Below are 19,202 nucleotides of genomic sequence, written 5' to 3' on the forward strand. Positions count from 1 at the left end.
TCACCGACGCTGGCCGGTCATAGTTCTCGCCCCGCCACCCGCCGTTCAGCCCCGCTTCTTGCATCGCCACCCGCCGAACAACTGCGAAGATTCCCGCTCGACAACGTTCGAAAAATCGCTGTGGCGACCCCACGGTCTCCGAATCTCCGCACCGTCATGAACGGGGCCTCGAGTATGCGCGCGCCCACTTCTCCACAGTTCAAAGAATCCGCAGCACACCCCTGCCAGCTGGACTAGTCTCACTTCATGGACGACAACGTCTCGTGGCTGTTCCAGAAGCAAGATGTGGAGCGTCCGCGCCTCTGCCCGCAGTGCGGGGACGCCATGGAGGTCGCCTGGCACGGTGACGGCTACGACTACGGCTGCACGAACCTCGGCTGCACGCAGCTCTACTTCGGTCCTCCCTATTCTGAGGCCGAGCTGGCCAGCGATGCTCCGCTCGAGCTGGGCCCGCCCAATTGTCCTCGCTGCCTCATGCGCATGGAGGCCGTTCCCGACGAAGAGACCTGGCGGTTCGTCTGTCTCCAAAACGGATGCGACGGCACCTGGCCGCCCCGCAACTCTCGTTGATCGGAAGCGCTGTCAGGTAGCAACTGGGTTGGCGGCCCATTTCGCGAACACGGTCACGTCATCAGTTACGGTTGCCGTGAAATCGAACGGCACAGTCAGTGCGGCATCCCGATACCAGCCACAGAACACAACGTTCGCAGCCTCCGGGTCAACAGGTTGGCCGGGAGAATTGCCGGCCACGAGCCGTTGCTCGCCGGTTGTGCCGTGTCCGTTTAATTCGAAGGAAACGATCGGATCGATCACGCTGTCATAACCCAGCCAGGTCGGTGAGGTGAACCCTCCCTCTACTCCGAATTGCGACAAGTAATGCACGACCAGACCGCATTCGGCATCGAAAGTCGGTGTGTCGGAAGTGAGTGATCGATGGATCGACGGCGCAGCACCAGCGAACGTGGCCGAGGTGAGTGGCGCGCCGGAGAACGCACCTCGTCCAATGGTGGTCATCGATGCCGGAATGGAGATGGATGTCAGCTCGGTCTGTTCAAACGCATACGCGCCAATCTCGGTGAGTCCTTCCCGCAGCTTGACCGACGTGAGGGGATTACTAGCAAATGCGCCATCGTTGACAGTCGTGACCGACTCTGGGATATCGACTGTCGTCAGGGCATTCCCGGCGAACGCGCCCTGCCCAATGTTGGTCAGTGTGTTCGCGAACACTATGGTCGTCAGATTGTCATTGACGAAGCACCAGCTACCGATGCTCGTCACGTTCTCGCCGATCGAGACCGAGTCCAAAACAATCGAACTGAAGAATTCATCAGCGACGGCGGTCACGAGATACTCGTCGACGCCGTTCGACACCGTCTCGGGCACGACAACCGTCGAGGGGCCGTTATAGCCGACGGCAGTCACCGTGCCGTCCTCCGTGCCATACGCATAGGTGATGCCGTTGTGCGCGGTGAAAAACGCTCCGGCTGTCGGCGCGCCATGAGACGTGACTGGCAGGCCCACAAAGGATGCCGCCGTCACCCCCGACGGAATTTCTGGCGGAGAAGAACAAGCTGTAGACACGGTGTCCTCCCAGTAGTTGACTTCGACTGCTCGCACAGCGGCTGGTTTCCGCGGTCAGAAGCACCGCGGCAGACGCCGAATTTTGATTCTACTTCGTGATGTACACGTGTGTTGGTGGTGGCAACACTGAGATTCATCGGCGAAACGCTGGGTTCTCTGTAGGCCACTTCGATCGGCTACTGGGTGGCTGCTTAACCAACGGTGCCCCGGGGCCTCGCTGGTCGAGACTCGCTAGTTCAGCGATCTCAATCGCTTACAAGCTCGCCGTCGTGGGGCCGTGATCTTCGACCACATGCGGGCCCGAGTGCGTCCCATTCTCGCGTGGGTGGGATTGCTCGGCATCATCATCTTCGCCGGCACGCTGATTCGGCCATCGTCGCCCGTGTACTCTGAGCCTCGAGACCCGTCTACTCGCCTGACTCAGCGACCGGCAGTCGTCGATGCTGCACTGCCTCATAGGTGCGGCGCAACGCCTCGGTCACGTCGTCGTACATAGACTGCGCTATGCGCACAAACAGAAAGTCCACCAGGGCCAGCTGCGCAATGCGGCTCGACATGGCGCCCGACCGGTATCGGTTCTCCCGTGCCTGCGTGGTCAGTAGAAAGTCGCAGTGGGCCGCGAGCGGCGAATCTGGAAAGTTCGTCACGCCCACGGTTGTCGCCCCGGCCAGGCGTGCCACCTCGAGCGCATGATTCGTCTCGAAGGTCAGCCCGGAGTGCGAGATGGCAATGGCGACTCCGCCGGGTTTCTGTAGGGCGGCTGAGGCCACGGCCAGGTGCGTGTCGGCAAAGTACGTGGCGGACAAACCGATGCGGTAGAGCTTCTGCTGCAGGTCTTGGGCGGTGAGTCCGCTGGAACCGAACCCGTAAATGTCGATGCGCCCCGCCCCCGCAATCGCGCCGACGGCACGGTCCAGGGTGACCAGGTCAAGGGACTTGGCCGTTTCTTCGATCGCTAGAACCTCTTGGTAGGCGATTTTCGCCACGACCTCTTCGGCGCAATCGGTGCGGCCGATCTCGCCGTCGGCGACCGCGAAACGATCGCGCTCCGATTGCTCCCGGCTGGCGGCAGCAGCGACTTCCACCCGAAACTCGCGAAATCCGGCGAAGCCGAGCTTTTGGCAGAACCGCGCGACCGTTCCCGCCGAGGTGTCGCAGATACTCGCCAGCTGGCTGATGGTGCGATCCACCACGAGCAGCGGGTCATCGATGACGGCGCGGGCGATGCGTGACTCGGCGGCGCTCAGCCCGGGGAGGGCCTGGCGCAGCGTAAGGAGGGCGTTAGCCATGCGGGGTTCCTTCAGTAACGGCAGCCCGAAGATTGCCCCGGTGCTGCTCCAACACGACATCCGCCGTCATCGCATCCAGCCCGGTCAAGATCATCAGAATCGCCACCTTGACCGAGCCGTGGGCTGCGGTGAGCGCCTCGACGGCAATGGCCGGTTCCGCATCCGTTGCCAGAATAACGGTTCGTTCGGCCCGTGCACGCAGCTTCTCGTTGGTGGCCCTCAGATCTACCATGAGGTTGCGATAGGTCTTGCCCAGCCGAACCATGGTGATGGTGCTGAGCATATTGAGCACCATCTTCTGCGCGGTGCCGGCCTTCAGCCGTGTCGACCCGGTGAGAATCTCCGGCCCGACGACCACATCGATGGCGACGTCACCGGCGCGGCTGAGCGGCGAGTTGGCATTGCAGGCGAGTCCGACGGTGAACGCGCCCAGACTCCGCGCATAGGCGAGTGCCCCGAGCACGTAGGGTGTGCGACCGGATGCCGAGATCCCCACGACCGCATCATGGCCGCCCAAATTGAGCGCCTGCAGATCGGCGGCGCCGGCGGCGAAGTCGTCTTCCGCGTTCTCAACCGCCGTCTGGATCGCCCCCGGCCCACCAGCGATCAGCCCGACGACCAAGGCCGGGTCGGTGCCAAAAGTCGGCGGAATCTCGCTCGCGTCGAGAATTCCGAGCCGACCGGCCGTGCCCGCTCCGATGTAGAGCAGGCGTCCACCGGCCCTGAGCTGGTCGACGATGCCGTCGACCGCCGCCGCGATCGACGTGCGAGCGACGCCGACCGCGCTGGCCACGGTCGCATCCTCGCGGTTCATCGCCGCGACCAGCTCAGCGGTCGTGAGCAGGTCGAGGTCGGGGTAGTTGGTGTTCACCCGCTCGGTCGACAGCGTCGCGAGCACGTCTCGCAGGGCCGCGTCGGGCGAGAGCGCGCCGGGGGAGGCCGCGGAGCCGACGGAAACGGGCAGATTAACCACGAATGGTCCTCTCTTCGTGCAGTAGATCGCGGCGGCCGGCGATGAGCGCGGCCCCGCTGAGTGCGTCCCCGAGAGGAGGGACCAGCGTCAGCCCAGAAGCCAAACGCTCAAGAAAGTAGGGGTGGGCGGTGAGGCCGCCGACGGCGCAGACGCTCAAGGAGCCGGCCGCCGCGCAGCTTGCAGCCAGCAACTGGCAGGCCTCCTCGACTATGGCCATCGCCACGGCGTCGCCGGCCGAGGCGAAGTTCAGCACGACCGGAGCAAAAGAGGCCAGGGTGCGAGCGGGAGTGCCGGCGGCGCTCACCCAGCCGGGGAGGGCCTCAACGCTGCCGGCCAGGCGCGCCGCCTCGCCGGTGAGGAGGGTCGCCGGCCCGCGGCCGTCATGGGCGCGCAGGACGGCGCGCAGACCCTGCTGCCCGATCCAGCGGCCGCTGCCGTCGTCGCCGAGCCACGGGCCGTTCCCATCTACCTGCCGAACGCCCTGCGCGTCGACCGAGAACACGACGGCGCCGGTGCCCGCAATGAGCACGGTTCCCGGCCCGCCGTCGAAGGCGCCGAGGTGTGCGGCGAGCCCGTCCGAGATCATGGCCACTGGCACGCCAAAGCGCTCGCGCACTAGCCAGAGCAATCGCCGAGCCGCCTCAGGCGCAGCTTCCACCCCGGCAGCGCCGACCCCGAACTGCGAGATACCAGCGAGGCCGGCGCCGAGACCAGCACCGAGACCAGCGACGGCCCCAAGAATGGCCCGAAAAGCCAGGTCGACACCGTCATCGTCGGCGAGGCCGGGAGCCCCCGCACCGTCGAACGCGCTGACCACGACCGAGCCGGTGCTCACACGAACGCGGCACGAGGTCTTGCCGAGGTCCACGGCCAGGGTCGTCGACGCCGCGTTCACGAGGGCACCCGCGCACCGGCGAGTGACGAGCCGGCAGGCACGATGGCCGAACCAACAACGGTCAGCCCGCGAATTCCGGTCAGGCGCGGCGCGAAGACAACGGGGTCTGGCCCAAAGACCAGCTGCCCGGCCAGCCGAGCCTGTCCGGGCGTGGTTCCTGGCAGGGTGCACGGCACACCGTGCCAGGTGAGAAAACCGAGCAGGGCAAAGAGCAGCGACTCCTTGACGCCCGCTTCGATGCCGACGGTGTCGCTGGCAACGAGGGTGACGGCATCCGCTTGCAGCAGCGAACGCAGCAGGGCCAGCAGAGTGGCGTTGTGTACGCCTCCGCCAGACACGATGACGCGCTCGGGCAGCACCGGGCACTCCGCGCGCAGGCTGGCGACGATGGTCTCGGCCGTGAGCCGCGTCAGCGTCGCGACCAGATCGGCCAGCAGCGGGGGAGTGCTCCCGGTAACGGCATCGACCATCGCGAGGCCGAACGTCTCCCGGCCGGTTGATTTCGGGGCGGGCCGCTCAAAAAACGCATGCCCCAGAAACTCCCGCAGCAGGCCAGCGTCGATCGTGCCCGCCGCCGCCAACTGCCCGCCGTCGTCGAAGGCCGTGGCGCCGTCGGTGGCGCGGAACACCACCGCGTCTACGAGCGTGTTGGCCGGGCCGGTGTCCCAGGCCCGCACGCTGCCGTCGGGGCCGACGACCGAGAGGTTGGCGATTCCGCCGAGGTTGAGGGTGGCCTGCGGCCGCCCGCTGGCGGCGGCGCACTCACCCAGCCAGGCCGCATCGAACACACCCATGAACGGAGCGCCGTCGCCGCCGGCGGCAATGTCGGCCGCGCGCAGGTTGCACAGCACGGGGGCCCGCGTCGCCTCGGCGATCCAGCTGGCTTCCCCGAGTTGCAGGGTTCCACGAGCCCGCCCATCGCTCACCCAGTGATGCACGGTTTGCCCGTGCGAGACTACGAGGTCGACTGTGACGCCGAGGGAGTCGAGCGCTGAGCGGGCTGCTGCGGCGAATTCTTGTCCGAGCAGGGTGTCGAGCTGGCCTATCTCTTCGGCCGTCACCGGGGAGTTCAACGCGGCCGCAAGAATACGCTCCCGCAAGGCCGGCGGCCACGGAACCGTGCGTGCGAGCACGCAACGCAGAGTCAGCCACGGCTCCGGAACATTTGCCTCGGCCTGCACATCGACGATGGCCACGTCGATGCCGTCAGCCGACGTTCCCGACTGCAGCGCCAGAACCCTCATCGCGCGCCACCGCTCAGCAGATCCCGCACGACCTGCGCCGTGACCCGGGAGGCGGCCAGCGCGTCAATCCCGGCCCACGCCCCCGGCTCGGGCGCGGCAAGCCCGGCATTCACCACGACAGCAGTTGAGCGCATGGCGACAATCGCCTCGACAGCATCGCGTTGCGCACCCGGCGTGGCGATGCGATCGGCGAGCACGACCACGCCGGCGTCGGCGCCAATCGAGATCGCGGCGGCGCGGGCGGCGCTCGCCGACGGCCCAGGAGTCAGCCGCTCAATGTCGAATGACGCAGCGAGCTCCTGCGAGAACGGGTCGAACATCGACGACACCGCGAGGGACGGGCGCGCACGCACATCCAGAATGCCCAGCGAGCGTTGCGGCAGCTGCACGGCGCCGCGCACCGTGATCGCCGCCCGCACGATCGACGCCGAACCCGAAGCCGCAACAGAGTCAGTCGGCGAACCTCCCAGCCCAGCCCCCAACCGCGCAACCGACGCCCCGGCCAGCTCTAACACGTCTACCCCGAGAACGCCGTCTGCCACCGCCGCGAGCAGTGCGTTGCGAATCTGTAGGTAGTCGACGAGGTCTTGCCCGGCCCCGCCGACATTCGCCGGGTTGCCGATGCACAGCAGTTCTGCGCCCGCCAGCAACGCCTGCACCGCGCCTGGGCCCGCCCCAACGGTCTCGCGAATTGCGGCCATATCCAACGCGTCGGTCACGATGGTTCCGGTAAACCCGGTGGATCGCAAGCTAGAAAGCACCCGCGGGTTCAGGGTCGCCGGCGCTGAACCCTGGTCGGGCACCACGATGTGCGCCGTCATGACGGCGCGCACGCCCGCCTGCACCGCTGCCAGAAACGGCGGCAGGTGCACACGCTTTACCTCGGACCACGACAAATCGAGCCGCGGCAGCGCGAGGTGTGAGTCGGTGTGGGTGTCGCCGTGCCCCGGAAAATGCTTGACGCAGGCGGCAACCCCGGCCCCCTGCAACCCGTCGATCATCGCGGCTACGTGCCGGCTGACCAGTTCGGTCGACGACCCGAACGATCGCACGCCAATCACCGGGTTCGCAAGCTGGGTGGTGACATCGGCCACCGGTCCGAGCACCACGTTCACGCCCGCAGCCAGGGCCGCCGCGCCAATCGCCCGGCCGGCCGATCGGGTCGCTGCGAGGTCGTCGACCCGGCCCAGCTGGGCGTGACCCGGGTGCGGCGATCCGCGAAAAGCATTGAGCCGGGTGACGTTGCCACCCTCTTCGTCGCTGCCAATCAGCAGATCAGAGCGGATGCCGCGCAGCTGCGCCGACAGCCTGGCCGGCTGGTCGGCATCTGCTTGGTCGATGTTTTGGGCGAAGTAGACGACACCAGCGAGGCCGTCATCCAAGGCGTGGGCCAGCCACGACGGCACCGCGGTACCGAGAAAACCAGGCCACAGCACCGCGTTGACCAGCCGCAGCAGGCCGGGGTCAGAGACGCTCATCCCTTGACCGCCCCGGCGACCAGCCCGCCACTGAGGCGGCCCTGCACCAGAATGAAGAAGATCATGACCGGAATGGTGATGATGGTCGAGGCGGCCATCACCGGCCCCCAGTCGTTGGAGTGCACGCCGAAGAACTGTTTGAGCCCAATGGCGACGGTGTACTTGTCGGCCGCGCCGCCCAGCAGGGTCATGGCGAAGATGAACTCGTTCCAGGCCACGATGAACGAGAAGATACTCGTGGCCACCAGCCCTGGCGCCACCAATGGCAGCAGCACCGAGCGAAACATGCGGCCCCAACTGGCGCCGTCGAGGTAGGCGGCCTCTTCGAGTTCCACCGGAACGGCGGCGACAAAGCCGCGCAGCATCCAGATGGCGAAGGGCAACGAGAAGGCGAGGTACACCACCACGAGGCCGAGCAGCGTGTTGAGCATTTGCAGGTCACGCACCTGCACGAACAGGGGAATCACGAGCGCTTCGAGCGGCACCATCTGCACGGTCAGCACCAAGATAAGCACCGCTGTACGAAATTTGAACTTGAACCTGGCCACGGCCACCGAGGCCAGCAGCGCCACGATGCCTGAGATCAGCACGGTGAAGAACGCCACGATCGCCGAGTTCTTCAGGAACAACCCGAACTGGCCTTCCTCGAACACGAAGAGGTAGTTGTCGAGGGTGAATTCCTGCGGAATGAGCGATTGCCCACCGCTGGAGGCGCGGGCGTCGAACGAGCTGGAGATCATCCAATAGGCGGGAAACAGGGTGAAGATCAGCAGTACCGCAACCAGCAGGCCCTTTCCGAGGGTGCGCGGCCCGAAAGTTCGTCTCATTCCTTCTCCTCCTTGAACAGGGTGCGCACATAGATCGCGGTGATGATCAGCAGCAGCACGGTGAGCAGCACGGCGATCGCCGCGCCGAAGCCGTACCGGTTCTGCCCGAACGATTCGACGTAGGACCAGACGCCGAGGTTGAGCACTTCACGGTTCGAGCCAGACCCTCCAGGCATCAGGTAGATCTGCGCGAAGACCTTGAAATCCCAGATGGTCGAGAGAATGATCACGACCGAGAAGACCGGTTTGAGCGTGGGGTAGATGATGGCAAAGAACCGGCGAACCGGGCCGGCGCCATCCATTTCGGCAGCTTCGAGCATCTCCTTGGGTACGCCGAGCAGCCCGGCGAGCACGGTGATGGCCACGAAGGGAAAACCGTGGTGCACAATGTTCAACGCCACGATGGCATAGAAGGTGAACGGGTTGGTGAACCAGTTGAACGACTCGTTCATGAGGCCAAGGCTCTTGAGGGTTTCGTTCACGAGGCCCTGATCGGCGTCGAAGATCCAGATCCACACGTAGGTGCCCGTGACGGCGGGCATCGCCCAGGCGACCATGACGGCGCTGCCCACGATGGTGCGCCAGACCGGGCTGAGCGAGGCCATGAGCATCGCCACGAGGGTGCCGAACACGACGGTCGCCGAGACCGACACGAGGGCGAAGCCAACGGTGTTCGGCAGAACGACGGTCCACAGGGTGGAGTTGGAGAAGATCTCGGCGTAGTTGCCGAAACCGATGTAGTTGCTGTCCCCGCTCACGATCTCGCGCAGGCCGTAGTCCTGCAGCGAGAATAAAAACACTCGAACGAGAGGCCAGAGCAGCAGCGCACCCAGCAGAATCAGCGCGGGCGTCAGCAGCAGCCACGGCCGGGCCTGGGCAATGACCAGCGCGCGGGACCGCCGTCGCGGCGGTCGGGCCGGTGCCGTGCCCTTCTTGGCCTCTCGTTCGAGCAATACGGTCACGTTTCTAGTTGCCGTTCATGATGTCGTTCATCTCGGCCGCGGCATCGGTCGTGGCTTCATCGACCGTTTTCTGGCCAGACAGAATCGACTGAATCATTGCGTTCGTGGTCTTCTTGGCCTGCACGGCGCCGAAGGTCGGGGTGACCGGCAGTGAGGCGCCACCGTCAACCATCTGCTCGGCGAACGGCTGCACGAGCGGGTCATCCGACTCGATGGTGGGCTGCAGCAGCGACTCGGTGCCGGCGAAGTAGCCGGTCTGGTCTGCCCACTGCTGGGCGAAGTCGCCGGTCGTCATGAGTTCCATAAAGTCCCAAGCGAGGTCTTTATTCTCGGAGCCCTCGAACATGCTCAGGTGAGAACCGCCGAGCACCGACGGGCTGATTCCACCGTTCTGGCCGGGAATCGCGATCGCGCCAATCTTGCCCTCGAGCTCTGGCGCCTTCTCAAGTACCGTCGCGGGGGTCCACGAGCCCGAAATGGCCATGGCTACCGTTCCCTGGGAAAAGTTGTCGAGCAGGTCGGTCTCTTTCCAGGTGGTCGCGCCAGCCGATGAGAAACCGTGCTCGGTGGCAAGACCGGTATAAAAGCGGATGCCCTCGCGCGCTTCGTCCGCGTCGAGACCGGAGACCCACTGGTCACCCTCGAGCGTCGACACCTCGCCGCCAGCGCCCCACACCCAGGGGTAGGTGAGCATTTCGGCGTCACCGGGTACTGGGAAAGGAATGAGGTCGGGGCGTTCGGCGTGAATCACCGTGGCCGCGTCGACGATCTCTTGCCAGGTGGTGGGAGCGGCAAGGCCGAGCTCGGCGAACACGTCGGTGCGGTAAATGATCGAGCGAACGCCGGCGTACCAGGGCATGCCGAAGAGGCTGCCATCGTAGGTGCCGGAATCAACGAGACCCTGCACGAGGTCGTCTTCGAGGCCGGCTTCTGCCACATAGTCGTCGATTGGCGCGAGTGCGCCGGAGTCGGCGAATTCGGCGGTCCAGGTCGTGCCGGTCTCGGCGATGTCGGGCGTGGTGCCGCCGGCGATGGCGGTGACAAACCGGTCGTGGGCGTCGGCCCACTGCACGAACTCAACGTTGAGAGTGGCGCCGGTCTTCTCGGTGAAGGCATCGCCGACGGTGTCGAAGAAGGCCTCGGTGTCGGGGTTGGTGCCCTGCATAATCCAGACGTCCAGGGTGTCGTCCGTTGGCGAATCGGTGCCACCGCCGGAGCAAGCGGTGAGGCCCAGTGCAGCGATCGCAAACATCGCAATCGGCAAATAACGCTTCTTCATGGAGTCCCCTCAAGAAAAATGTCACAAGGCCAGACAGCCTTGTCCTTGAAAATCAGTATTCATCAACCCTCAGTCAGATGCAAATTATTTTCTAACATGTCGCCCGCCTCCGGCAACCCCCGCCGATCTCACCACCCTAGAGTCGTCTTATGCCGACCAATACGCTGACCGATCCGCCGGCATCCGCTCAACTGACCGAACTCGCGCGCCGCGTCATCGCGCTCCTGCCTGAGAACGGCCGCATCCTGGTGGGAATCGCCGGCAGTCCGGGCGCCGGCAAAACCACCCTCGCCGCGCAGGTCGCCGCGAAGGTGAACGAGCTGCTCGGCACCGAAGCCTTCGCCGTGCACCTGCCCATGGACGGCTTTCATCTCGCCAACGCCACCCTCGATCACCTCGGCCGGCACGATCGCAAGGGGGCTATCGACACCTTCGACGGCTGGGGATTCGTCGCCCTGCTCCGCCGCCTCCTCGCCGAACAAGACCACACGGTCTACGCGCCAAGCTTCGACCGCAACGTCGACGAGGGTATCGCGGCCGAGATCGCCGTGCTGCCGAGCGCTCGCGTGGTCATGGTCGAGGGAAACTATCTGCTCGCCGACACCGACCCGTGGGCAGAGGTTAACACACTCCTCGTCGAATCTTGGTTCTGCGAAACCAGCGAGCCAGAGCGCCTCCGCCGCCTCGTCGACCGGCACGAGCGTCACGGCCGCAGCCCCGAGGCCGCCCTCGCCTGGGCCGAGTCCGTTGACGGCACCAACGCCCTCCTCATCGAGGCCACCCGATCCCGAGCCACCCGCATCATCTTCGGCCAATAACCCCCGCGCCGCTGGTCGTGGCGCGAGGCCACCCGCCGGTCGAGGCGCGAGGAACGAGCGATCGAAACCCGCCAACTCCGGGATCTCGATCGCTCGCAAGCTCGCAAGCTCGCGCCTCGATCGGCGAAGCCTCAGCCAGCGTCACCAACCGCGTTCGTGCACAACGCTGGAAATCGAGTTCGAAACCGTGTTTGCGAACTCCTGATCTTTAGAAGAGCCGCCGATACCCGCTGCGGCATCCGCGAACGCGCCGGCCAGGTTACTGCGAATGTGTAGTACGCGCTCCTCGGCGTAACCCTCGGCGAGCTGCAGCTTCGTGGCCACCGTGAGAAAATCGTGCAGGCCGGTGGCATCCGTTGGGTATTCGTCACCGATCTTCATGGCTGAGCGCAGCGCACCGGTCGCCGGGTATGGCGAGTGGGTCCCGAGGTCATACAGCGGGGCGAGCGTGGCACGGTATGCACGCAGCAGGATCGAAAAGTTCTTGGCGTGCGCGTCCGTGCAAGCGGCCGAAACGTTGAAAACGAGGGCGTCAAAGAACCGCTTCTGGCTTGACTCCCGATCGCTTAATGGCAGCCTGCCCAGCAGCTGCGCAATGGTGCCTACGCCCGGGCCGCCGTCCTGCTGGTACTTCAGATCCGGTGCAACGCCGAGGGCCTGACAGAGGTCTTCCTGATGCAGTCGCGCCCAGCGTCCGTCGAACTGTCGTCGGTCGTATCGGCGGGAGACGAAGACGTGATCTCCCTGATCCGTCGTCGTGAGCTCGTGGTCGGCGACGCTCTGCCCCAGAAGGCGGGCAGCGCGCATGGTTACGTACTCGTTGACGTCGTGATTGGAATACGGCGAGATAGCCGGCACATTCAGAATGTGCGTGGTCGGCGTTGTTGGTGGCGGCCAGCTCGGCCAGCTTGGTTGGGCTGTCGGTCAAAAGGCCTTGCAGAAAGGCCGTGACGACCCGTGAGGGATGCTCGCTCCTTGACAGCGGCATGGAGAGCGAAAGGGGAGTTGATGGGCTATCGAGTCGGTAACGATCGTCGTAGGTGAAGGTTGTATTGCCCCGCCTGGTCTGGGCGAGGGTGCCAACACGTTCGCCGTCGAGGAATACGTACAGTTCAGAGCTCACCGGTCATCGCCCCAGATCGGTGAAGACATCGTTCAGTACATTGTGCGGTTCTGGTTTCCGGTCACTGACGTCTACAGCGAGTTGCAAGAATTGCAGTACGCCGAAAACGCGAAAGAGCGATACGCCTACTTTGGCGGACTCGAAATTGACGAGCCATTCCCGAGAAACCTTCGCGCGGTCGGCTACGTGTTGCTGGGGGAGTCCCAAGGTCTCGCGTGCGCCAGCGCGCCAAGATCCTGTGCGGAGCGTGTAAACATTGCAACCTCCTCAGTGGACGATCATCCATAATTCAGCAAGTGCATGATCGTGCACACCCCGAATCTCGGGACCGCGGGCACCTTATTCCGGGTTGCCATCACAACCCGACTGCCGTATGCGGCGTTCCGGTTTGCGCTGCCTCGCTCCGCACCGCTGGTCGAGGCGCGAAGAAGACTGCCATCGACCAGAGCGACCCGGCCGGGGAATCGCACCCTACAAACGCCGCAGGCCCACCCGTGTATCTGGTATTTATCTGATGAACAGTGTGTGCATGAGTACAGCAACCAATACCGACCTCCTGCGCAAGCCCAAGGAAGTTCTGGCTCACATTGACGAGGGCCAGGTGCGCATCGCGCGCTGAGACGGTGATGATTTTGTGATCATGTGCGGTCACCATCTGGCCATTCTTGAAGACGGCGTTGCGCTGTCGAGTCAGCTGATCCGCGCGATCGGCCGAAACGAGGGCAACGTCACCGTGGCTCTGACCGACCTCTTTGCCTGGGCTAGCGCATTTAGCGCTGACGAACTCACCGATTACGCCGCGCAGATCGAGCGGCTGGTCTATGCGGCCAGCGAACTGGGAACGTTCGAGCGCCTGCTGCGTACGCAGCAGGAACGGAAGGAGACCGCTGTGGCTTACGCGATGGGCATGCGACCGACGGGGCCGATCGAATTCCTCACCGCGCCGGTCCGGGTTGATCGACCGTAAATGGCCGAAAAAGGAGGCATCGCCGTTCCGAGGCCGGTCAAGAATGAAGAACTTCCGGTAGCGGAAGCCACCCTCCAGATGGTGCCGCCGCCACGATTCCCGAAGGCCCATGCTCCCCGGCAACAGACACCAATCGTGGCAGTCCGACGCCTTCCCGCTGTCAACGCGACCCTGCCTGCGAAACGCCCCCTCCGCTGGTCGAGGCCAGCCTTGCATGTTGGGGGAGCAAGCGCGCGCCTCGATCGACGAGCATTCAGAGGGCTCGATACACTGAACCGAGAGTCCGACGCCGCGCCGGGACGAAGGAATAGGTTTCATGAGTCGAAAATCGCTGGTCGATGACCTGGTGGAAAGCCTCCTCGACCGGATCCTGCGGGGGGCGTTCGCGGCGCATGAGATGCTTCCTCCGGAGGCGGTTCTGGCCGAGGAAGCCGGCGTCAGCCGCCTGACGGCCCGCGAGGCGATCAAGACCCTTCAAGCACAGAAGATCCTTTCAGTCCGGCGCGGGCTCGGCACCTTTGTCAACCCATCTTCGGACTGGTCGAGCCTCGACGCGATCCTGCGCGCCGCCGCGCATGACCTGGGCAGTTCCGAGGTGCCGCTGCGGCTGCTCGAGGTGCGGCGCATGGTGGAAACCGGCTCGGCCGAACTGGCAGCGCGCAACCACCAGGACAGCGACCTCGTGTCGCTTGACGCGACGATCGCCGAAATGGAAGCCGCCTACGTGGACGGCGACCTCGACCGCCTCACCCGGAACGATCTCGCGTTCCATAACATCATCCTCGCGGCCAGTGGCAATCCCTTCGTGCCCGCTCTGATGGGACAACTCGGGCAGCTGCTCTATACGCTGCGCCGGGAAACATCCGCTTTCACTGAGGTGCAGGAACACGCCATCGCGCATCACAAAATCGTGCGTTCGGCAATTGCGAGCCGCAACCCCGATGAGGCGCGGCGCGCTATGGAAGCGCATATTCAGCAGACCTTTACGGACTACGAGCACTTCATCCAGGCGCAGTCATAACTAGACATCAGACGTCAGATATCTATTAGACTGGTGATGCGGTCCACACAGAGGTGGGCCCTCGACCGAAGGAATGGCCCTTATGAGCGACGTCACTTTTCCCACCGACCGCACCGCAGTCTTGACCGGTGCCGCCTCCGAACGCGGAATTGGCCGGGCAACGGCCGATAAGCTTGCCTCGCTCGGCTGGTCGATCGCCATTGTCGACATTGACGGCGATGCAGCGCGAGTAGCGGCCGCCGCGATTACGGCGGCTCGCGGCATCCGTGCGATCGGCGTAGCTGCCGATGTCTCGGACAAGGATTCGGTCGACGCGGCCATCACCGAAATCGAGGCAGCGATGCCGCCGATCGTGGGCCTCGTGAACCTCGCCGGCATCAGCTCGCCCACCGAATTCATGAACGAAACCGTTGAGGCCTGGGACCGCGTCTTCGCGATCAACATGCGCGGCTCGTTCCTGGTCTCCCAGCGCGTGCTCGCCGGCATGATCGAGCGCCAGCTCGGCCGCATAGTGAGCATCTCCTCCATCTCCGCCCAGCGCGGTGGCGGCACCTACTCCAAGGTCGCCTACAGTGCCTCCAAGGCTGCCATCATCGGCTTCACGCGCGCCCTGGCCCGCGAAATGGGTCAGCACAACATCACCGTGAACGCGGTGGCTCCCGGCCCGATCGACACCGATATTATGGGCGGCACACTCTCGGACGAGCGCAAAAGCGCCATGTCCGCCGATATTCTCATGGGACGCGTTGGCACCCGCGACGACGTCGCCGCGCTTATCGCCTTTCTGTTGAGTGCGGACGCCGGCTACATCACCGCAGCGACCTACGACATCAACGGCGGGCTGCAGGTTTCATGAGCCCCGCCGACGGTGTGCGGCGGCAGCTCTCCAGGGAGCTGCTGGCGGGGTTTCCCGCTGAAGTGCCCGTGCTGGCTCAGGATGTCGCGGCCGCGGTGGCCGCAACCGGTCGCGTTCTGATCGTGCTCGATGACGACCCCACAGGAACCCAGTCGGTAGCTGACCTGCCGGTACTCACCCAATGGGAGCCCGAGGACTTTCGCTGGGCACTCGGCCTCGGGGCGCGGGCGATCTATGTGCTGACCAATACGCGCAGCCTCGAACCCAGCGAGGCTGCCGAACGCAACCGCCAAGTCGTCACCAATGCGCTCGCCGCCGCCGACGGGGCCGCGCTGGCTTTCGTCAGTCGGGGGGATTCAACCCTGCGTGGTCACTTTCCGCTCGAACCCGACGTCATCGCCGAGACGCTGCGGAGCCGAGCCGGACTGCAGACCGATGGTGTGGTGATCGTTCCCGCCTTTCCCGATGCCGGGCGAGTGACCATCGGCGGGGTGCACTACATGCGATCCGCGGCCGACGAGCTCACTCCCATCGCCGATACCGAGTTCGCCCGAGACGCAACGTTCGCATTCGCGCACTCGCGTCTGGCCGACTATGTGGAAGAAAAGAGCGGCGGCCGGCTGCGGGCCTCGACTGTCATCGGCATCGACCTGGCGATTCTGCGCGCCGGCCCCAGGGCGATCGCAGCCGCGATCGAGCCTGCCACCGATGAAACTCCAATCGTCGTCGACGCTGCCACCGAAAACGACCTGCGCCTGCTGGCCCTCGGCCTTGACGAGGCAGAGCGACGCGGCAAAAGACTGATCTACCGGGTGGGCCCGCCGTTCGTGCGGGCGCGCATCGGCCAGGACGTACGCCAACCGCTCAGCGCAGCGGATGCCTTTGGCGACGCTAGCCCGGTCCGTGCGGGCGGCCTGGTCGTCGTGGGCTCGCATGTAGCCATGACCACTCGGCAGCTAGACGCCCTCACGAGCGCGCACTCGGCGGCCCAGGTGGTTGAGATTGACGTCGCCGGGCTCCTCTCGCCCGATTCGCCGGCCGACCTGGGTGTGGTTGTCGATCGTGTGGTCGACGCCCTTGCGGGCGCCGACGTCATCCTGCAGACGAGCCGGGTACTCGTGAGCTCGACCGACCCGGCCGACAGTCTGCGGATCGCCAGAAGGGTCTCCGCCGCGGTTGTCGAGGTCGTGCAGAGCGTGGTTGCGCGCACCCGTCCGCGGTTCGTCATCGCCAAGGGCGGTATTACCTCCTCGGATGTCGCCGCGCTCGGCCTTCAGATTCGCCACGCGATCGTGCGCGGGCCCATGTTGCCCGGCATCGTGTCACTCTGGCAGCCGGTGAATGGCCCGGCCGCCGGCATCCCTTACATCGTGTTCGCGGGCAACGTCGGCGACGATGCGTCACTCCTCGCCGTCGTACGCACGCTCAGCGCCTTTGGCGTGGCGCCGGAGTAATCCCGCTTCGATCAGCGAGGCTCGGCGCGCACTTCGGCCGAGATGACGGCGACGCCCTCCGACCGGTAACGATCGAGGATGTCGTCGTCGACCTCGTTGGTGATGAGGGTCCACCCGTGCGGCAGTGGCGCCCAGGCTGGCACCGCCCCGCGGGCGAGCTTGCTCGCATCGGCGAGCACGACGACGCGGCGCGCACGGCGGGCCGCGGTGTCTTTCACCTGAGCCTCAGTGAGGGTCGGCTCGCCGACGCCATCGACGGGGTCAACGGCATCGACCCCGAGAAAGGCGACGTCCACCATGTAGCGTCCGAGGGCGAGATCTGCGAGTGGCCCCACGAGCCCGTGGCTGGTGCGGGCCACCCGGCCGCCGGTGACGACGACATCGACGCCGGGAGCGGATGCGAGATACAGCGCGCTATCGAGACTGCGGGTGACCACGGTGAGTCCTTCGGTGTGCCAGAGCTGCCGCGCGACTTCCCCGCAGGTAGACCCGGCATCGAGAAAGATGGTCGCGCCGGGCGGCACGAGTTCGACGGCGCGGGCAGCGATTGCTACTTTTGCTGCGTGCTCGACGGTGACGCGGTCGCTGAGTTCACGCTCTCTGAACGGCGGGGCAGAGCTGGCGCCGCCATAGGTGCGGGTGATCGCCCCGGTGGTGTTGAGGTGGGCGAGATCGCGCCGCACGGTGGACCGTGAGATCTGGAGTGCGGTCGCGAGCTCGTCGACCCCCGTCGATCCGGCGCGCACTAGGGCGAGGAGTCGTTCGTGCCTCGCCCGGGTGCCGCGGCGGTAATCGGTCGGCGCCGGGGCATCCGTTTTGCTGTGCCTGGTCGCCATAGTGCTAGCCGAGGATCAGGTTCGCGAGGAACAAGAGCGGGATGGATCCGGCCCATATGGCGGTGGTGATGCCCGACCAGCCCTTGAGTGCGCTTGTGCCTTCCAGGCCGGTGAAGGTGGTGACGACCCAGAAGTAGGAGTCGTTGAAGTAGCTGAACACCATGGAACCGGCCGTGCAGGCCAGGACGGCGATGACCGGGTCGATGCCAAGGGTAGTGACCAGCGGAGCGGAGACGGCTGCAGCGGTGATCATGGCGACGGTACCGGAACCCTGCGCAATGCGCACGACGGTCGCGATGAGAAACGGGATGAGGAAGGCCGGCAGGTTGGTAGAACCGATTGCTTCGGCGAGGGCATCACCGACTCCGGAGGTGCGCAGAACCTGGCCGAGTGCGCCGCCGGCACCCGTGATGAGCAGAATGAGTCCAGCGGATGCGGCGGCCTCGGCGAGCCAGCCGTTGACCTTGCCGCGCGGCGTCCAGCGGGGGAGCAGCACGTAGACGGCGAGCAGCATACCGATGATGAGTGCGATCACGGGGTTGCCGATGAAGGCGAGGGGAATGACCCAGTCGGAGGGCGTGTAGTCGCCGGTGAGCGCGCCCTGTGTGCTCTTGTCAATGGCGGTTCCCACCGTGTTGAGCAGAATGAGCAGAAGCGGCAGGGCGAGGGGGAGCGCAGCGAGCAGAGCGTTGACGCGATGCGGCTTGGCGCCGGCGGGCGGCGTGCCGAGGTCGGGCTCTTCATCGGCGTCGAGGTCAGCAAAGAGTGAGTCGGCGTCGGTCGAGTCGGCATTACGGTCGAGTGTCGCGGTGGTCGTGGTCGCGCTGCCGCCGTGCAACTGCTGTGATACGGCCGCAGTGCCGTACACGGCCTGGCGAACCGCCGGGGTCACCGCGGACTCAAGCTTGGGACCGACCCACTTGGCATACATCACCACGACGGGCAACAGTAGCACTGTGAAGATGCCGCCGACGATGATCACCATACCGAGATCGGCGCCCAGAATGCCGGCGACCGCGAGGGGACCGGGGGTGGGGGGCACAAGGTGGTGGGTAAGCGTCATGCCGGCGCCGAGGGCGAGGGCGATGGTCACATAGCCCCCGCGCTTGACCCGCGCGATTGAACGGGCTAGCGGGTTCATGATGACATAGCCCGCGTCGCAGAATACGGGAACCGACACGATGGCGCCAACGCTGCCCATGGCCCAGGGTTCCCGGCCCTTTCCGAAGAGCTTGAGGAATGCCTGTGCCAGTGATTTCGCCGCGCCGGAGACTTCGAGAATCTTGCCGATTCCGACTCCCAGACCGATCACTATGCCGATCGACGCGAGTGTATTGCCGAACCCAGTGGTGATGGCGGTGACGATCTCGAGGGCCGGCTGGCCAGCAACGAAGCCGGTAACCAGGGCCGCCGCGAGGAGGGCCGCAAAGGCGTCCAAGCGGGTGCGGAGCACCAGAACGATGATCGTCGCAATCCCTAGAACGAGAGCGGCGATGAGTCTTATATCCACGGTGATATCTCCTTGAGCAGGGCGAAGCCCGGGCAGCAGTGCGCGGACCTTTTCAGTATGTCGGGTGAAGATGCGCAATGCAAGCGACT

At 65.2% G+C, this 19,202-nt stretch carries 17 protein-coding genes and 2 pseudogenes; 6 read left to right on the plus strand and 13 right to left on the minus strand.

The window, feature by feature from the left end; translation table 11 throughout:
• Positions 1–246 precede the first annotated feature (246 nt).
• On the plus strand, positions 247–570 hold the full coding sequence (locus CXY71_RS06695) for a hypothetical protein (protein ID WP_104134884.1): 324 nt from the start codon (positions 247–249) through the stop codon (positions 568–570).
• Between the two features lie 12 nt (positions 571–582).
• On the opposite strand, the gene CXY71_RS06700 is transcribed toward CXY71_RS06695, so the two are convergent.
• From CXY71_RS06700 to CXY71_RS06740, 9 genes are all read right to left on the minus strand, one after another.
• Positions 583–1,581, minus strand: a complete 999-nt coding sequence (locus tag CXY71_RS06700) for a leucine-rich repeat domain-containing protein (protein ID WP_158253004.1) — start codon at positions 1,579–1,581, stop codon at positions 583–585.
• Between the two features lie 407 nt (positions 1,582–1,988).
• Positions 1,989–2,870 (minus strand): MurR/RpiR family transcriptional regulator, encoded by an 882-nt coding sequence (locus CXY71_RS06705; protein ID WP_104134886.1) that lies wholly within the window; start codon positions 2,868–2,870, stop codon positions 1,989–1,991.
• Positions 2,863–3,777: an N-acetylmuramic acid 6-phosphate etherase gene (gene murQ / locus CXY71_RS06710; RefSeq protein ID WP_199184237.1), complete on the minus strand. Its 915-nt coding sequence runs from the start codon at positions 3,775–3,777 to the stop codon at positions 2,863–2,865. Before murQ ends, CXY71_RS06705 begins: the two co-directional genes overlap by 8 nt.
• Before the next feature lie 58 nt (positions 3,778–3,835).
• Positions 3,836–4,738 (minus strand): N-acetylglucosamine kinase, encoded by a 903-nt coding sequence (locus CXY71_RS06715; RefSeq protein ID WP_158253005.1) that lies wholly within the window; start codon positions 4,736–4,738, stop codon positions 3,836–3,838.
• Positions 4,735–5,982 carry an anhydro-N-acetylmuramic acid kinase gene (locus CXY71_RS06720; protein ID WP_104134888.1) on the minus strand — a complete coding sequence of 416 codons (1,248 nt, stop codon included), beginning with the start codon at positions 5,980–5,982 and terminating at the stop codon, positions 4,735–4,737. The genes CXY71_RS06715 and CXY71_RS06720 overlap by 4 nt, the downstream gene beginning before the upstream one ends.
• Positions 5,979–7,460: a glycoside hydrolase family 3 N-terminal domain-containing protein gene (locus CXY71_RS06725; RefSeq protein WP_104134889.1), complete on the minus strand. Its 1,482-nt coding sequence runs from the start codon at positions 7,458–7,460 to the stop codon at positions 5,979–5,981. Before CXY71_RS06725 ends, CXY71_RS06720 begins: the two co-directional genes overlap by 4 nt.
• The gene (locus tag CXY71_RS06730) at positions 7,457–8,287 is read right to left on the minus strand and encodes a carbohydrate ABC transporter permease (RefSeq protein ID WP_104134890.1); all 831 of its coding nucleotides are present in this window, start codon (positions 8,285–8,287) and stop codon (positions 7,457–7,459) included. Before CXY71_RS06730 ends, CXY71_RS06725 begins: the two co-directional genes overlap by 4 nt.
• A complete protein-coding gene (locus CXY71_RS06735) occupies positions 8,284–9,249 on the minus strand; it encodes a carbohydrate ABC transporter permease (protein ID WP_104134891.1) in 966 nt (321 codons plus the stop codon). Before CXY71_RS06735 ends, CXY71_RS06730 begins: the two co-directional genes overlap by 4 nt.
• Before the next feature lie 4 nt (positions 9,250–9,253).
• On the minus strand, positions 9,254–10,528 hold the full coding sequence (locus CXY71_RS06740) for a sugar ABC transporter substrate-binding protein (RefSeq protein ID WP_104134892.1): 1,275 nt from the start codon (positions 10,526–10,528) through the stop codon (positions 9,254–9,256).
• A 149-nt stretch (positions 10,529–10,677) separates the two neighbouring features.
• Here CXY71_RS06740 and CXY71_RS06745 point away from each other — a divergent pair, with 149 nt between their 5' ends.
• The gene (locus CXY71_RS06745) at positions 10,678–11,346 is read left to right on the plus strand and encodes a nucleoside/nucleotide kinase family protein (RefSeq protein WP_104134893.1); all 669 of its coding nucleotides are present in this window, start codon (positions 10,678–10,680) and stop codon (positions 11,344–11,346) included.
• 141 nt (positions 11,347–11,487) lie between these two features.
• On the opposite strand, the pseudogene CXY71_RS21885 reads toward CXY71_RS06745, so the two are convergent.
• Together CXY71_RS21885 and CXY71_RS22600 are read right to left on the minus strand one after the other, a co-directional pair.
• Positions 11,488–12,219: pseudogene (locus CXY71_RS21885) on the minus strand (HipA domain-containing protein); the annotation flags it as partial.
• A gap of 13 nt (positions 12,220–12,232) precedes the next feature.
• Positions 12,233–12,469: pseudogene (locus CXY71_RS22600) on the minus strand (HipA N-terminal domain-containing protein); the annotation flags it as partial.
• A gap of 640 nt (positions 12,470–13,109) precedes the next feature.
• Here CXY71_RS22600 and CXY71_RS06765 point away from each other — a divergent pair.
• The 4 genes from CXY71_RS06765 to CXY71_RS06780 all read left to right on the plus strand — a co-directional run bounded on the left by CXY71_RS06765 (position 13,110) and on the right by CXY71_RS06780 (position 16,767).
• Positions 13,110–13,436: a hypothetical protein gene (locus tag CXY71_RS06765; protein WP_146072762.1), complete on the plus strand. Its 327-nt coding sequence runs from the start codon at positions 13,110–13,112 to the stop codon at positions 13,434–13,436.
• 316 nt (positions 13,437–13,752) lie between these two features.
• Complete coding sequence (locus CXY71_RS06770; RefSeq protein ID WP_104134897.1) at positions 13,753–14,457, plus strand: FadR/GntR family transcriptional regulator; 705 nt, start codon at positions 13,753–13,755, stop codon at positions 14,455–14,457.
• 82 nt (positions 14,458–14,539) lie between these two features.
• Positions 14,540–15,313 (plus strand): SDR family NAD(P)-dependent oxidoreductase, encoded by a 774-nt coding sequence (locus CXY71_RS06775; RefSeq protein WP_104134898.1) that lies wholly within the window; start codon positions 14,540–14,542, stop codon positions 15,311–15,313.
• Positions 15,310–16,767 (plus strand): four-carbon acid sugar kinase family protein, encoded by a 1,458-nt coding sequence (locus CXY71_RS06780; RefSeq protein WP_104134899.1) that lies wholly within the window; start codon positions 15,310–15,312, stop codon positions 16,765–16,767. Before CXY71_RS06775 ends, CXY71_RS06780 begins: the two co-directional genes overlap by 4 nt.
• A gap of 11 nt (positions 16,768–16,778) precedes the next feature.
• On the opposite strand, the gene CXY71_RS06785 is transcribed toward CXY71_RS06780, so the two are convergent.
• Together CXY71_RS06785 and CXY71_RS06790 are read right to left on the minus strand one after the other, a co-directional pair.
• Positions 16,779–17,603 carry a DeoR/GlpR family DNA-binding transcription regulator gene (locus CXY71_RS06785; protein WP_104134900.1) on the minus strand — a complete coding sequence of 275 codons (825 nt, stop codon included), beginning with the start codon at positions 17,601–17,603 and terminating at the stop codon, positions 16,779–16,781.
• A gap of 4 nt (positions 17,604–17,607) precedes the next feature.
• Positions 17,608–19,113: a GntP family permease gene (locus CXY71_RS06790; protein WP_199184233.1), complete on the minus strand. Its 1,506-nt coding sequence runs from the start codon at positions 19,111–19,113 to the stop codon at positions 17,608–17,610.
• Positions 19,114–19,202 lie beyond the last annotated feature (89 nt).

It is taken from the genome of Cryobacterium sp. Y62 (assembly GCF_002929785.1).
GTDB lineage: Bacteria > Actinomycetota > Actinomycetes > Actinomycetales > Microbacteriaceae > Cryobacterium.